Source organism: Pedobacter frigiditerrae, from assembly GCF_004331645.1.
Taxonomy (GTDB): domain Bacteria; phylum Bacteroidota; class Bacteroidia; order Sphingobacteriales; family Sphingobacteriaceae; genus Pedobacter; species Pedobacter frigiditerrae.
This window is the reverse complement of sequence record NZ_SJSK01000003.1, coordinates 688746-704792: the sequence shown is the minus strand read 5'-3', so window position 1 is coordinate 704792 and position 16047 is coordinate 688746. Positions and strand designations below refer to the sequence as shown.

Sequence of the window (16047 nt, the reverse complement as noted above, 5' to 3'; positions counted from 1 at the left end):
AAACTGGACTAGTCTTCTGCATTAACTCTTGCAGCTTTTACAGCTCTATTCCAACCCTTAATCCGTTCTTTGTTATCTATTCCTTCTTCAGCTACGAAAGTTCTGTCGATCTTCCATTGCGACCTTATTTCATCAACACTATTCCAAAATCCAGTAGCTAATCCGGCAAGATAAGCTGCGCCAATAGCTGTAACCTCGGTAACTTCTGGTCTAATTACTTTACAATTTAATAAATCTGCTTGAAACTGCATTAACAGATTATTTGCTGTTGCCCCACCATCAACCCTCAATTCTGCAATTCCAACGCCAGCATCGGCTTCCATTGCTTTTAATACATCCATTGTTTGGTAAGCAATACTTTCTAATGCCGCTCTTGCAATGTGTGATTTATTTGTTCCTCTGGTTAATCCTGTTATTGTTCCACGAGCGTGTTGATCCCAGTGTGGTGCACCTAATCCAGCAAATGCTGGTACAATATAAATGCCCTCAGTATCTTTTACTTTAGCTGCTAAAGTTTCTACATCAGCAGATTTAGATATCATACCTAATTCGTCTCTGAGCCATTGTACAACAGCGCCACCAATAAAAATACTTCCCTCTAGTGCGTAATGAGTTTCGCCATTAATTTGCCAAGCGATGGTAGTTAATAAATTGTTTACAGAAATTTTAGGCGTTTTGCCAATATTCATAAGCATGAAACAACCAGTGCCATAGGTGTTTTTTACCATTCCTATTTCAGTACACATTTGTCCGAATAAGGCAGATTGTTGATCTCCGGCGATACCGGCAATTGGTAGTTTAGCTGCTAAGATATTACCAGCTGTTTCTCCATAGACTTCGCTTGATGATTTTACTTCTGGTAGCATTGATTTTGGAATACCAAAAAGTGCTAATAATTCTTCATCCCAAGCTAGATCATGAATGTTGTACATCATGGTACGCGAGGCATTGCTTACATCTGTAACGTGAGTTTTTCCTCCTGTCAATTTCCAGATTAACCAGGTGTCAATTGTTCCGAAAGCTAGTTTTCCAGCTTCAGCCTTCTCTTTAGCACCTTCAACATTTTCTAATATCCATTTAGCTTTTGTTGCAGAGAAATAAGAGTCGATAATTAATCCTGTTTTATCTTGAATCTTTTTAGCTAAACCTTGTTTTCTAATGCTATCGCAGTAATTAGACGTACGTCTGTCTTGCCAAACAATGGCATTGTGAATTGGTTGACCAGTTTCTCTATCCCAAACAACAGTTGTTTCCCTTTGATTAGTGATGCCAATAGAATTGATATCTGAAGCTGATAAGCCAGCTTTTACGATAACTTCTGCAGCTACAGATAATTGTGTAGACCAAATTTCTAATGGATCATGTTCTACCCAACCTGCTTTTGGATAAATTTGAGTGAATTCTTTTTGTGCAATGGCAACAATCTCACCATTGTGGTTAAAAACTATAGCCCTCGAACTAGTGGTCCCTTGGTCGAGAGATAAGATGTAATTGCTCATAAGTTTATATTTGGTTAGGCTTTTTAGCTAGCAAGAGCAGCTTGTTTTTCTTTCTTTTCTATATGATAAATATATCCTTTAGCTAATGTATTAAATATTTTTATTTGATTTTCTTCCCAAATTTTATCAGCCCCTAATTCTGATGCCAATATTGAAGCTACTTTTTCGCTCATCTCAATTGCTGCCTGCGCATCAATAAATAACATTCTTAGTCGTCTACTTAAAATATCTTCAACAGTTTCGGCCATTTCATTTCGTACGGACCAAACAACCTCTGCTACGGTATGAGGAAACTCTGGATGCAATTTCTCTCCAAACCCCGGATTTTCCTTAATTAACAACTCGATATGTTTTCTATCCGAACCATAAATATTTAAATAACTCTCATCATGTGAAGTTACGCAACCATGTATTTTTAAATCCTTAGTAATGCATGCAGCAGCATTTAATCCAGCTTCCTTGATTGCTAAATCCACAGTTTCTTCTGCCATTCTTCTGTATGTAGTCCACTTTCCGCCAGTAATGGTAATTAAGCCTTTTGCAGAGACTATTAACTTATGATCTCTGCTGATCTCTTTCGTGCTGCTTCCGTTAGAATCAGTAGGAGCTGCCAATGGTCTTAAGCCAGAAAAAACACTTAAAATATCATTTTCAGTAGGTTTTGTTTTAAAATAAGAAGCTGCTGTTTTTAAGATGAAATCAGTTTCTTCCTTTAATGCCCTAGGCTCTAGGCTATGTTCGTTAAGTGGTGTGTCTGTTGTACCCACTAATAAATGGTTATGCCAAGGCACAGCAAATAAGACACGGCCATCAGATGTTTTTGGAATCATTAAGGCAGAATTGCTATCTAAAAATTCTTTATGTAAAACGATATGAACACCTTGACTTGGACGAACCATTTTTTTAGCCTCAGGGTTATTCATTTTTAAGATTTCATCAACAAAAACACCAGTGGCATTAATAACTACCTTACCGTTAATCTTGAATTTATCTTTTGTAATTGCGTCTTCAATTTCAACGCCAGTTACTTCATCTTTGTTCTTTATCAAATTAGTAACCTTCATATAGTTAATTAATGTAGCTCCCTGTTCTATTGCTGTTTGTGCAATGTTTATGGCTAGTCTAGCATCATCAAATTTGCCATCAAAATACCTAATGCCGCCTTTTAAACCTTTATCTTTAATGCCAGGCATTAAGCTAAGGGTTTCTTTCTTTGATAAGAACTTTGACTTTCCGAAACTATATTTCCCGGCAAGCCAATCATAAAGGGTTAATCCTGTTAAGTATTTCATGACAGAAAACCAATCGTAACATGGGATGATGAATTCTTCTTTATTTACGAGATGTTTTGCATTTAATTCTAATAAACCTCTTTCTCTTAATGCATGTTTTACCAGGCCAATATCGCCTTGTGCCATGTAGCGCACACCGCCATGCACTAATTTGGTACTTCTGCTCGATGTTCCTTTAGCAAAGTCAGACTGTTCGACTAATAAAGTTTTTAAGCCTCTGCTTGCTGAGTCTAAAGCAGTCCCTAATCCAGTAGCACCCCCACCAATTATGATAACGTCCCAACCTGATTGATCGGTTAATTGATATTTATGTATTCTATGCATTAATGATAAAAATAATAAAACGAAACAATAAGCAAGTATAAGTAATACATTTCGAAATAATAAAATGAAATGAAAAAAAAATATTAATTTGACATAAATGAAATAAGTTTTTGTTTAATTTATTATTTTGCAGGACCAGACCATATAAACCATGATGATGAACTTAGCCGAAAGGCATCAATTTATACTTAATAGAATACAAAAGGACCAGTATATAAATGTTGTGGAGCTTTGTAAGGAGCTTAAAGTGTCTTCTGTAACCATTAGAAAAGATTTAAAGCTACTGGAAGAGAAGAACTTGTTGTTTAGGACGCACGGCGGAGCAACAGTTAATAATCCATATACGGTAGATAGGCCTGTAAATGAAAAGGAAAAAATACAATCTACCGAAAAGAACAAAATAGGTGCTTCTGCTGCTAAATTACTAAAGGAGAACGATTCTATTGTTGTGGCATCGGGTACAACGCTCTTATATTTTGCAAGAAATATACCGTCAGGATTAAATTTAACGGTAGTAACTTCTGCGCTTAATATTGCATTAGAATTAATGAGTGAGCCTGCTGTTGAGGTAATTCAATTAGGTGGTTTATTACGTAAAAGCTCGTCTTCTGTAATGGGTGCCTATGCAGAACAAGTGCTCCAGGATTTTTATTTCAATACGCTGTTCTTAGGTGTGGATGGGATTGATTTAGATTATGGATTGACTACTACAAATGCAATGGAGGCACATCTAAATAAGAAAATGATTAATGTTGCACAGAAAACAGTTGTTTTAGCAGATTCTACAAAATTTGGAAAACGAGGTTTTGGAAAAATATGTGGGCTGGAAGATATTGATCACATTATAACAGACAAAGGTGTTTCACAACAAATCATCAATCATTTGGAAGCTTTGGGCGTTACAGTTACCATTGTTTAAAGATTTAAAATTATATAATATTCTGACCCTCTTTTTGTAAATGAAATGTTACATCAAGAGGGTTTTCTTTTTGTTTGCAATTCAAATCAAGCTTAACCTTGCCTTTTTTAACTATAATTTACTCCTTAAAGTTGTGGTTATTGCGTTAAATTCATTGTTTATCTATTTAAAACAAGTAGTTTTCTTGGTAAAAGAAAAAATTATTATTAGTTTCAATTTGTTTTTATATTTTTATATCGAAATATTTAAAAACAAAAATTTAAATAATTCGTAATAGAATATAGTTTCATATTAACCTTGAGTTAATATTGTATTAACGTTAGTCCTATACTTTTGGGGCTTCCGGTAATGAAACTAAAAAGATTGAATAAACTAACCGGATATAATAATTATGAACAAAACATTTACTCAACATGTTGTAGTGCCTAGGCATACTTTGCGAAGTGAAAGTAAAGTCGCGGAGAAACATCACAAAAAACTTCTTTCTAATTTCATTTACGGCTCTGCCTTTTATGTTAAGATTTTTTTGTTTGGAATTTTAGCTCAAGGATTAATCTTGCAAGCTTCATTTGCACAAACTGCAAATCAAAACGTAGTAGTTAAGGGAGTGGTGTATGACGACTCTGATGGCCAAACGATTCCAGGGATTACTGTTACAGATAATACAAAAAAAGTATTAGGAGTAACGAATGAAAAAGGAGCTTATTCGGTTTCAGTTCCTAAAGGTGGTTCTATCAGTTTTTCGATGATTGGTTATACCACGATTACTAGGGTTATTTCTGATACTCAGAACAACTTGGTCATTAGAATGAAAGAAAATACTAGTCAATTGAATGAGGTTGTGGTTACTACTGCATTAGGTATTAAACGTCAACAAAAATCATTAGGTTTTGCTACTACTACAATTGATAGCACACAACTTACGAACGCTGTTGCTAACAACTGGACAGATGCATTATCTGGTAAAGTAGCGGGTTTAAATTTAGTTAGGTCTAATGGTGGTCCGGCAGGTTCAAGTAAAATCATACTGCGTGGAGAGAACAACTTGACAGGTGATAATGAAGCTTTAATAGTTTTAGATGGGGTTGTAATTAGTAATAGTGGAGGTAGACGTTCTGCGAATGCTTCTGACGCCGTATATGGAACCGGTAGCGATAACATGCCTGCAGATTACGGAAGTACAATTAATGATATCAATCCAGAAGATATTGAAAGTGTAACTGTTTTGAAAGGACCTGGTGCGGCAGCTCTATATGGCCAGAGGGGTGCCAACGGAGCAGTAATTATCACTACAAAATCTGGAAGTTCAAAAAGGACAAAAAACAGTGTTAATATTAAATTTACATCTAACGGCTCATTTGAAGAAGTTAATCGTTGGCCTGATTTACAATATGAATATGGTCAAGGATTAGATGGTGCTAATTACTATTCTTATGGTGCAAGCGCTGATGGCGCTAGTACGAGTGGCACTAGTTCGGCTTACGGACCTCGTTTTGATGGGCAATCCTTTTTTCAATATGATGGTGCAAGACAGGCAGTTGGATTAACAAGAACGCCTTGGGTTCCTTATACCAACCAAATCAGGGATTTTTTTGATACCGGTTATAACATCACCAATTCGTTAAGCTTAGATGGTAAATTAGGAAGGACAAATGGTCGTATCTCTTTAACCAACCAAGATAACACATGGATTATCCCTAAAACTGGCATGGAGCGTACTACGGTGTCATTGTCAACAACAACCAAGGCTACTAAAGATTTAACCTTTACTACTAAGTTAACTTATAACAACAGATTTAGTGATAACCTTCCAGGTAATGGATATGGTAACCAGTCTATTATGTATTGGTTTATTTTTTGGCAGCCTAATGCCAATTTAGATGCTATCAAAAATTATTGGGTAAATGGTCAAGAAAATAGAGCAATTAAGTATCCATACAGTTCATTTCCAGAAAATCCCTATGCTATCGTAAATGAATTTATCAATAGGACCAATAGAGATAACTTTACGGGTAACGTTTCTGCTACTTATAACTTCACTAAGAAGTTAAGTTTGAGAGTTAGTGGATCTATGGATATGGTGCAAGAACAACGTGCACAAGAGCGTCCTTATGATGCCGGCACAAGGTTACCACAAGGATCTTATCGTACCCAAGATATCTACACTCACGAGATAAGTGCAGATGCCCTATTGAGATATACTACAGACATTACAAAGGATCTCAAGGTAATAGCTACTATTGGTGGTAGCCAATTGAGAAATAAGTACAATAAAAAAGATTTAAGAGCTGATGGGTTGAGGATACCTAATATATATAGGTTAGATAACAATTTATATCCATTAATCTCAGTTCCTGACACTAGTCAGTATAGGTTAAATAGCTTACTAGCTATCGCCAACTTAGAATATAAAAACTATTTATACTTAGAATTATCTGCTCGTCAAGATTATAACAGTGTATTAGCTACACCTACTAGAACTGACAATGTTGGGTTCTTTTATCCAGCTGCAAGTCTAGCTTTTAGTGTTTCAGATTTTTGGAAGCTTCCAGCTCATATTAGTTCTGCAAAACTAAGATTTTCTGCTTCACAAGTTGGTAGTGGCGGTACTATACCTTACAGGACTGCTTATAATTATCAATTGGCAGCTAATGGCATTTATCCTGATAGTGCATTAACTAATCCTGGTTTATTGCCTAACGTAAATTTAAAACCATTGAAAACTACAACTTTTGAAGTAGGTGCTGAAATGAGTATGTTCAAAGGACGTTTGGGTTTTGATGTAGCTTATTATTTAGGTCACACCAACAATCAAATTTTAACTCGTATTGTAGATAGAGCTTCAGGTTTTAACAGCGCTATTGTTAATGCTGGTCAAATCAATAACTCTGGAGTTGAAGTTGCTCTAAATGGGACACCAATATCTGCCAAAAAGAGAGGTGGATTTAATTGGAATAGTAATATTACTTTTGCAACAAACAAAAATAAAATCATCAGTTTGCCAGATAGCTCTATTATTATTGGAACTGGACCAATAGCAGGTGGACAAATTGTTGCTAAAGTTGGTGGAAGTATGGGTGATTTATATGGTAGAGGTTATGTTCGTTCGCCAGATGGACAAGTGGTTTATGATGCTACAACTGGTTTTGCTAAAATTACAGACGAAGTAATTTATTTAGGTAACACCACAGCAAAATATAAATTTGGTTTTCAAAATACCTTTAGTTTAGGTAATGTAAGTTTGGGCTTGTTATTTGATGCTCAATTAGGCGGAGTAGCGCACTCACTTCTAAATTACAAAATGGTTGAACAAGGAAAATTACAAGTAACCGTTCCTGGCAGATACAATGGTATTGTGGGTAATGGTGTGATTAGAAATGCAGATGGCTCTTACCGTAAAAATGATGTAATTACATTTGATATTGATGAATATTACCGTTCACATATGGGTGCAGATAATGCTGAGGGTAGTACATTCAAAACGGATTTCATCAAATGGAGAGAAGCTACCTTAAACTGGAAAATCACTAACAGATGGATTAAAAACACTGGCCTATCATCTGTAACCATTGGTGTTTATGGACGTAACCTTTTCATTTGGTCTCCATGGCCAATGTTTGACCCAGAATTTGGAACATTGAATGGATCTGATATTTCTAAAGGTTTTGAGATCGGGCAATTCCCATCTACTAGAACATTTGGATTTAATTTATCAATAGGTATTTAATTTTTTAAGAATGAAAAAGATAATATATAAAGTAATGAGTGTAATGGTGGTTGGTATCACTTTACTTTCATCTTGTGACAAGGGATTTGAAGAAGTTAATACAGATCCTATTAATATAAAAGAAACAACGGCAAATAAACTCTTAGCTCCTGCACTTGTAAATTCACTTGCTGCTGGTATGATTCGTAATCGTAACTTTAATAATGAATTAATGCAGGTTACTGTATCTATAAGCGATGGGGATGCAACTGTGTTCAGATATGAGTATAGAAGGTCGATTGCAGACTATTTATGGAATTCTTGGTATGTTCAGCTGACAAATTTAAAAGATATGTATAAGCTGGCTGGTGAGCCAGATCAAGCTAATAAATCTTATCAAGGTATTTCCTTGATCTGCCAAGCTTGGTTATATTCTAACTTAACAGATACATATGGTGATATTCCATACTCTCAATCTGCACAAGGTAAAGAGGGTATTTTAGAGCCTGCTTTTGATAAACAAAAAGATATCTATAATGATATCTATAAAAAATTAGAAGAAGCTAATACACTCCTAACGGCAGGCACGGCTATTACTACTGCAAGTGATCCTGTGTTTGCAGGTAATGTTGCCAGATGGCGTAAATTAGGTAATTCGCTATATTTAAGATTGCTGTTAAGAACAGTGGGTAAATCTGAAGTTGCAGCAGTTAACATAGCAAAAATTAAGCAAATTGCTGAAAATCCTACAACCTATCCGATCATGACTAGCAACGCTGAGTCTGGCGTATTAAAATGGTCTGGGGAGATTGGTACTGGTGCTTATGTTTCTCCTTATGTAAATGGGGTTAGGGCTCAAGATTTTAGAGCACCTGCAATTGGAAGCTTTTTTATGGATCATTTAAGAGATTGGCAAGACCCAAGAATTGATATTTCTGCAGCTAGTGGGTATCCGGCGACAGGTCAAATCAATAGATTTGGCATTGCTCCAGGACAATCTGGCTTTGTTGGTGTGCCAAGTGGTTATGCCGTGGGTGCTGGCGTAACCATACAATCATATTTTTATGCAACTGATAATACAGTATCAGGTGTGGCAATGGGTGCAAGATCTTTGCAGCAATCTCCTTTAACTGGTATCATAATGAATTATGCAGAATTACAATTTATTTTAGCTGAGGCGGCATTAAAAGGATGGGTAACAACGGGAACCGCAGAATCTTATTATAATACAGGAATTGCCAGTTCAATTAATTATTGGGTGCCTTCATTCCCAGCATCTGGAACAGATGCAAAGGTTCAAAGTTATATATTGAATGCAGATATTGATTGGAACCCGGCTTTATCAGTTGATGGAAGAATGGAACAAATTCATATACAAAAATATTATGCATTGTTTTTGGTAGATATGCAACAATGGTTTGAATATCGTAGAACTGGTCATCCGGTTTTACCTAAGGGACCTGGTTTAAGGAATGGTGGTGTAATGCCAGCCAGAATGACCTATCCAATATATGTACAATCTGCTAATCCAACTAACTATAAAGCTGCAGTTGCAGCACAAGGTGTAGATGAGATATTTACTAATGTTTGGTGGCAAAAACCTTAATCATATTAGATTTATAAAATTATTACGATGAAAAAAATAATATTAAATAGCCTCATTTTACTTTCAATCGCCTTTGTGTGGTCAGGATGTAAAGATGATAATTATGGAAATTATCCAGGGGGAACAGTAAGTGCATTTATTCCGATGTTTGATTTAAGAAATCTTTATAAAGGATCAGATGTAAGCTTAACTAATCCAATTATGTTTGGTTCTGATAGCATAAGGGGGATAGTTGTTTCAGATCATACTTCTGGAAATTTACCTACAGGATTATTATTCGTTCAAGACAAACTTCGTTTAGGCCAATTAAGAGGGATTGCAATTCCTATTGGCACAGAAGCAGCGAAATATGTATCAGGAGATTCTGTTCATATTAAACTTTCTGGTGGTTTGTTAAAAAGAGTTGATGGAATTTTACAGGTGTTAAATATTTCTGCTGGAGACATTAAAAAGAAAGGTTCTAACAAGCCTATAGCTGCAAATCGTGTGCCTAGTAGTTTTATCTTGGCAGATCCAGGAAGGTATGAAAGTACATTAGTTTCTATAGTTAAGGGAACCTATAATCCGCCTTTAGCACCAACGGATGTTTTATCTGGGGATAAGATTTTAAATGATGGTTTTGAGAACATTACACTTCACACCGAAGCAACTGCAACATTTGCAAATTTAAAACCACCTTTCTCTGGTAATTATACAGGTATTGTAGTTACTAAATCTGCAGCTGATGGAAAGCTGACTCCGCAGATAAGATTAAGAAATGCTACTGATATCACTACTTTAAGCTCTACCGTTGATGTTCCAGAAATAATTATCAGCGGGTTCATTGCTGATGTAATTGGTGGTGATGGTAACAATGAATATATTCAATTTAGAGCGACTAAAAATATTGATTTTGCTGTCACTCCATTTTCAGTAGTTACTACTAACAATGCTGGTGCTTCAACTCCAGCAACTTATCCAGTTAATGGCTGGGCACTAGGTGGGTTAAGAACATTTAAATTTAACTTAACTTCTGGTACGGTTTCTAAAGGCGAATTCTTTTACGTTGGTGGAGCAAGTAAATTGATAAATGGCCCAAGCTCTACAAGCATAGCTTCTTCTAAGTGGATAAGGTCATTTAATTATACGACAACTGATGGAGATGGGTTCGGAACTAAAAATGGAGGCATACTCGCTAATAGTGGCAATGCATCTGGTATGGCTGTATTTAGAGGAACTTCAGTTGTAGAGACATCACAACCAATTGATGTGATCTGGATCGCTACGGGTGGACTTTTATATCAAGCTTCACCAGCACTAGGATTTAGAGTGGGTAATACGGATTTTTATGATGCAATTGATCCAATTACATTAAAACCTCAACCTTTTTACAGACAAGGTACCAATACAATTAGCTTAATTTACACTACACCTGCAGATGTAGGGTTCTTTAATCAATTAGGGGGGGTATTTGATACTGGCTTAGGTAAATGGGTTAAAGCGAGGTCTCAAAGGTATTATACCTTAACTAAAACATCTGCTTTAAGTGCAATTGAAAACGACGAATCGACACAAATAAAATAATAGTATAAATCATAATTCATAACCCAGAACACTCATTTTTAAATGAATTGTTCTGGGTTTTTTAAAATCATCCCATTAGATATGAAATTTTTCAAAATATTATTGGTGTTTTTATTATTTGCCTCAACTGCAGTATTTGGGCAAAAGAAAGAAATATATGCAAATTTTCCAGAGAATTTTGAATCGCCAGACACAGCTGTAAAAGCTCATTATAAAAAGCAAATCATAACGCTTAAAAGTGGAGAATGGAATTTGGATTATGCTCTATTAGGAGCATTACCTGGACATGATCGATTTAATCCGATAGGAAAACAAAGTATACGCATACAGCAAAATAGGAGTAAGTCGGCTTTTTTGGAAATGAATTTTGATTTAAATGAAGGTGCTTCAAAAGTAACTATTGCGTATGCAGTTTATTATAAGGATGCATCAAGCATCTGGAAATTAGAATATTCAACAGACCAAGGTTTAACTTGGGTGCAAGCTGGGAAAGACATTCTTACGGAATCCACAGATCTTAAAACTGCAGAATTTAATCTGGACATTAAAGGAAAAGTCCGTTTTAGAATAAATAAATTAGGATTAGGAGATGGAAAACAAGATTCTTCTATTAAAAACGGACGATTAAGTATTGATGATATAGCTATATATAAAAACTAATATGAATAGAAGATCATTTATAAAACAAGGTGGTTTATTGGCTACCACATTATTTGTTAGTTTAAAATCATATCCATTTTCATTATTTGATACTGATAATAAAATCTCTGGTCGTATAACTAGTAATGGAAAAGGAATTGCAAATGTTGTTGTTTCTGATGGTTTTAATGTAGTTAAAACAGACAAAGACGGAAATTATGTCATTGAGATTAACACCCTAGCTAAATTTGTATGGTTAAGTACACCAGCAGGTTACGAATTTAAAACAGATAGTTATTTAGCTAAACATTATCAAAATGCAAGTGCAAATGCTAAGTTAAATTTCGAGCTAAAAGCACTAAAACAAAATGATAATAAACATAATTTTATCATTTGGGCAGATCCACAAGTAAAGAATAAAAAAGATGTTCAGAAAATGATGAACGAATCTGTGCCTGATACCAAGAAAGTTATAAAATCTTTAGGTAACGCATTAGTTCATGGTATTTGTGTGGGTGATATAGTTTGGGATAATCACGAGTTATTTGTCGATTATAACAAAGCTGTAACTGAAATGGGTATTCCATTTTTTCAGGCACTAGGTAATCATGATATGGATTATCGCATGGGTGGTGATGAAACATCTGACAAAACTTTCCAAGAGCATTACGGACCAACTTATTATTCGTTTAACAGGGGTAAAGCTCATTATGTAGTTTTAGATGATGTTAGATATTTAGGAGTGGAACGTACCTATGATGGTTTCATTTCTCAAGCCCAGTTAGATTGGCTGGCTAAAGATTTGCAATTTGTTTCGAAAAATGCATTGGTTATTATATGTGCTCACATTCCAATTCATAATGCTGTTAAAAATAATGAAGATTTGTATAAAGTATTAAATAGCTTTACCAATGTTCATCTTATGTCTGGTCACACCCATTACAATAAAAACACTATAAAAAATAACATATACGAACATAATCACGGTACTGTCTGTGGCGCTTGGTGGACTGGCCCAATCTGTGAAGATGGTACACCTTCAGGTTATGGTGTATATGAAGTTAATGGAACAGAGTTAAAATGGTATTATCAGCCTACTGGATTAGACAGAACAAATCAAATTCGTATTTATGTTGATGAATTAACTAACCAGAAAAGATTAATTGCTAATGTTTGGAATTGGGACCCTCAATGGAAAGTAGAATATTTTCTTGATGGAAAATCGATGGGAGAGATGGAGATACAGAAAGGCTTTGACCCGATGTCGGTAACCTTATTTAAAGGCGATAAATTACCAATGGGAAGAACCTTTGCTGAACCCAAAATGACTGAGCATTTGTTCGTAGCACATTTTGAACCTTCCATTAAAAAAGTAAAAGTTGTTACAACCGATAGATTCGGTGAAAAATTTACCGCAGAAGCATAATATTATGAAATTAAGTATCTTATTCAGTTTTTTGACTGTAGCTTTAATAAGTGGTTGTAGCCAATCAACCCATCAAAAAAAAAGTATGCAAAATGTTAGTTTTCCTTCATTCAGCGCAGAAGCACATAGAGGTGGTAGGGGTTTAATGCCAGAAAACACCATTATCGCAATGCTAGACGCCATGAAGTATGAAAACATTACTACTTTAGAGATGGATACACATATTACCAAGGATAATCAAGTTGTGGTTACGCATGATGATTATCTAAGCCCTGGTTTTATGCTTACGCCAGAAGGAAAGGAAATTCCGAAAGAGGATGCTAAAAAGTACGCAATCTATCAAATGAATTACGATTTGTTAAAGACTTTTGATATTGGTACAAAAGTAAATACAGGTTTTCCTCAGCAAAAAAAGGTTAAAACATTTATCCCTTTATTGGCAGATTTAATTGATGCTGTTCAAAATGAAATCAAAGCAAAAGGTAAAAAGCAATTATTTTATAACATCGAAACTAAATGTGATGCAGCAGGAGATAATGTTGTAAATCCTGTGCCAGAAGTTTTTGTTAAATTATTAATGGATGTAATTGAAAGTAAAAAAATTACACCTTATGTAGTTATCCAATCATTTGATAAAAGAACCATTCAAATCATCAATCGAAAATACCCGGGCGTAAAGACATCTTTCTTGGTAAGTAATAAAAAAACATACGAAGAAAATATGGCTGATTTAGGTTATAAACCTTTTATTTTAAGTCCTATTTATAGTATGGTTAATGCAGCATTGGTTAATAAAGCTCACGCTGATGGTGTTAAAATTGTGCCTTGGACAGCTAATACTCCTGAAGAAATCAATCGTTTAAAATCTTTAAAGGTTGATGGCATTATATCAGACTATCCAAATTTATTATAATGAATAAATTGCTTTCCTTCTTTCTACTATTCTCGTCTTTAAATTCGTTAGCACAAGAAGTTATCACCATTAAAGTTTCTGGTAAAGACACGGAGTTGATATTTAAAGTAGGTAACAACAAAAGGATTTATCAGAGTTATTTTGGTGTTAAATTAACTGATGATAGTTATGCCGATAAAAGATTTGAAGCTTATCCTGCAGGAGGAATGGAATTTGAATTTGAACCAGCCATACGTGCTGTTCATACAGATGGAAATCCTTCTTTAGAGTTAAGGTATGTGAAGCATAATGTTCAAAATAATGCTGACGGATCAGTACAAACCGATATCTTTTTAAAAGACCAAATTTATAATACTGAAGTTGTTTTACATTACTTGGCTTATTCAGCACAAAATGTTTTTAAAAGTTGGGTAAGCATAAAAAATGCGGAGAAAAAAGAAATCATTTTAACCAATTATGCTTCTTCGATGTTGCATTTCAAAGCAAATAAATATTTTCTTACACAATTTCACGGAGATTGGGCAAAGGAAATGAAAATGCAAGAACAGCAATTAACAAGCGGAATAAAAGTTATTGATAGCAAATTAGGTACGAGAGCCAATAAATATCAAGCGCCACATTTTTTCTTAACGTTAGGGAATCAACCGTCGACAGAAGATACAGGAGAATTAATTGCAGGTACTTTGGCTTGGACTGGTAATTTCAAATTCTCTTTTGAGCTTGATAATGTAGATAATCTTCATATCGCTGCTGGAATTAATAATTATGCATCAGAATATCATTTAAAACCAGAAGAGACCTTTACTACTCCGGCTTTTATTTTTACTTACAGCAATAAGGGAAAAGGATTGGCAAGTAGAAATCTACACGCTTGGGCTCGCAAGTTCGCGGTTTTAGATGGTGAAAAAGGAAGATATACTTTATTAAATAATTGGGAAGCTACAGGATTTAAATTTGACCAGCAAAAACTAGTTAGCTTATTTGATGGAGCCAAAAGTTTAGGTGTTGATTTATTTTTACTAGACGACGGTTGGTTTGGAGAAAAATATCCTCGTGATAACGATAAAACAAGTTTAGGCGATTGGATGGCTGATAAAAAGAAATTACCGGATGGCGTCTCTTACTTAGTGAAATCAGCAACTGAAAAAGGAATTAAATTTGGAATTTGGATTGAACCAGAAATGGTAAGTCCGAAAAGTGATTTGTATGAAAAACATCCAGATTGGGTATTGAAATTACCAAATAGGGCAGAAAACTATCAGCGTAATCAATTGGTTTTAGATTTAACCAATCCAAAAGTTCAGGATTATGTGTTTAAAATAGTTGATGATTTATTTACAGAAAACCCAAACCTGGCTTACCTAAAATGGGACTGTAATAGGACCATCACTAATGGATATTCGAGCTATTTAGGTTATAATCAATCTCATTTATATATAGATTACACAAAGGCACTTTATTCGGTTTTAGAAAAGATTAGGAAAAAATATCCTCACGTGCCCATTATGCTTTGTTCTGGTGGTGGTGGTAGAGTAGATTATGGCGCAATGAAATATTTCACTGAGTTTTGGCCAAGTGACAATACGGATGGATTAGAAAGGGTGTTTATCCAATGGGGATTTTCTTATTTCTTTCCAGCAAATACAATCGCAAATCACGTTACCAGCTGGGGCAAGCAGTCTTTGAAATTTAGAACTGATGTGGCCATGATGGATAAATTAGGTTATGATATTGATGTTGCCGAATTTACAAAGGATGAATTATTGTTTAGTCAGCAAGCTATTGCTAATTACAAACGTTTTAGCCCTACAGTTTATCAAGGTAATTTATATCGTTTAATTTCTCCTTACGAAAATAATAGAGCAGTTTTAATGTATAGTGATGAAGTAAAAAATAATGCTGTTTTATTTGCTTACAATTTGAGTTCTAGATACAGGGAGGTTTTTAATCCGGTAAAACTTCAAGGTTTAGACCCATCAAAAAAATATAAGATTAAAGAGATAAATTTAATGCCTAATGTTAAATCTGCATTGGCAAGCAACGATAAAATTTACACAGGCGAATATTTAATGAATGTTGGCATTGATGTGAGCAAAACAAACTCAGAACCACTTACAAGTGTAGTTTTAGAAATAACTACAACTAACTAAATATAATATA

At 34.8% G+C, this 16047-nt stretch carries 10 protein-coding genes; 8 read left to right on the top strand and 2 right to left on the bottom strand.

Going from position 1 to position 16047, the window contains the following annotated elements:
* Positions 1-8: 8 nt before the first annotated feature.
* Both glpK and EZ428_RS14630 read right to left on the bottom strand, forming a co-directional pair.
* Positions 9-1499 carry a glycerol kinase GlpK gene (gene glpK, locus EZ428_RS14635; protein ID WP_131553911.1) on the bottom strand — a complete coding sequence of 497 codons (1491 nt, stop codon included), beginning with the start codon at positions 1497-1499 and terminating at the stop codon, positions 9-11.
* 23 nt (positions 1500-1522) lie between these two features.
* The gene (locus EZ428_RS14630; protein ID WP_131553910.1) at positions 1523-3115 is read right to left on the bottom strand and encodes a glycerol-3-phosphate dehydrogenase/oxidase; all 1593 of its coding nucleotides are present in this window, start codon (positions 3113-3115) and stop codon (positions 1523-1525) included.
* Between the two features lie 154 nt (positions 3116-3269).
* Between EZ428_RS14630 and EZ428_RS14625 the strand changes: the two genes are divergently transcribed.
* The 8 genes from EZ428_RS14625 (at position 3270) to EZ428_RS14590 (ending at position 16037) form a co-directional block, all read left to right on the top strand.
* Positions 3270-4034 (top strand): DeoR/GlpR family DNA-binding transcription regulator, encoded by a 765-nt coding sequence (locus EZ428_RS14625; protein WP_131554035.1) that lies wholly within the window; start codon positions 3270-3272, stop codon positions 4032-4034.
* Positions 4035-4425: 391 nt separating this feature from the next.
* Positions 4426-7761 carry a SusC/RagA family TonB-linked outer membrane protein gene (locus EZ428_RS14620; protein ID WP_131553909.1) on the top strand — a complete coding sequence of 1112 codons (3336 nt, stop codon included), beginning with the start codon at positions 4426-4428 and terminating at the stop codon, positions 7759-7761.
* 10 nt (positions 7762-7771) lie between these two features.
* Positions 7772-9346: a SusD/RagB family nutrient-binding outer membrane lipoprotein gene (locus tag EZ428_RS14615; RefSeq protein WP_131553908.1), complete on the top strand. Its 1575-nt coding sequence runs from the start codon at positions 7772-7774 to the stop codon at positions 9344-9346.
* Positions 9347-9373: 27 nt separating this feature from the next.
* Positions 9374-10909 (top strand): DUF5689 domain-containing protein, encoded by a 1536-nt coding sequence (locus EZ428_RS14610; RefSeq protein ID WP_131553907.1) that lies wholly within the window; start codon positions 9374-9376, stop codon positions 10907-10909.
* 81 nt (positions 10910-10990) lie between these two features.
* Entirely contained in the window at positions 10991-11569 is a 579-nt protein-coding gene (locus EZ428_RS14605) for a hypothetical protein (RefSeq protein WP_131553906.1), read from the top strand.
* A 1-nt stretch (position 11570) separates the two neighbouring features.
* Positions 11571-12974, top strand: a complete 1404-nt coding sequence (locus tag EZ428_RS14600) for a calcineurin-like phosphoesterase C-terminal domain-containing protein (protein ID WP_131553905.1) — start codon at positions 11571-11573, stop codon at positions 12972-12974.
* Positions 12975-13059: 85 nt separating this feature from the next.
* Positions 13060-13887, top strand: coding sequence for a glycerophosphodiester phosphodiesterase family protein (locus EZ428_RS14595; protein WP_225871069.1), 828 nt, complete (start codon positions 13060-13062; stop codon positions 13885-13887).
* Complete coding sequence (locus EZ428_RS14590) at positions 13887-16037, top strand: alpha-galactosidase (protein ID WP_205945708.1); 2151 nt, start codon at positions 13887-13889, stop codon at positions 16035-16037. The genes EZ428_RS14595 and EZ428_RS14590 overlap by 1 nt, the downstream gene beginning before the upstream one ends.
* Positions 16038-16047 lie beyond the last annotated feature (10 nt).

What these genes read in the sequence shown, in the direction of transcription:
- glpK (WP_131553911.1), bottom strand. Translation starts at nt 1,499, where the DNA reads ATGAGCAATTACATCTTATCTCTCGACCAAGGGACCACTAGTTCGAGG.
- EZ428_RS14630 (WP_131553910.1), bottom strand. Translation starts at nt 3,115, where the DNA reads ATGCATAGAATACATAAATATCAATTAACCGATCAATCAGGTTGGGAC.
- EZ428_RS14625 (WP_131554035.1), top strand. Translation starts at nt 3,270, where the DNA reads ATGATGAACTTAGCCGAAAGGCATCAATTTATACTTAATAGAATACAA.
- EZ428_RS14620 (WP_131553909.1), top strand. Translation starts at nt 4,426, where the DNA reads ATGAACAAAACATTTACTCAACATGTTGTAGTGCCTAGGCATACTTTG.
- EZ428_RS14615 (WP_131553908.1), top strand. Translation starts at nt 7,772, where the DNA reads ATGAAAAAGATAATATATAAAGTAATGAGTGTAATGGTGGTTGGTATC.
- EZ428_RS14610 (WP_131553907.1), top strand. Translation starts at nt 9,374, where the DNA reads ATGAAAAAAATAATATTAAATAGCCTCATTTTACTTTCAATCGCCTTT.
- EZ428_RS14605 (WP_131553906.1), top strand. Translation starts at nt 10,991, where the DNA reads ATGAAATTTTTCAAAATATTATTGGTGTTTTTATTATTTGCCTCAACT.
- EZ428_RS14600 (WP_131553905.1), top strand. Translation starts at nt 11,571, where the DNA reads ATGAATAGAAGATCATTTATAAAACAAGGTGGTTTATTGGCTACCACA.
- EZ428_RS14595 (WP_225871069.1), top strand. Translation starts at nt 13,060, where the DNA reads ATGCAAAATGTTAGTTTTCCTTCATTCAGCGCAGAAGCACATAGAGGT.
- EZ428_RS14590 (WP_205945708.1), top strand. Translation starts at nt 13,887, where the DNA reads ATGAATAAATTGCTTTCCTTCTTTCTACTATTCTCGTCTTTAAATTCG.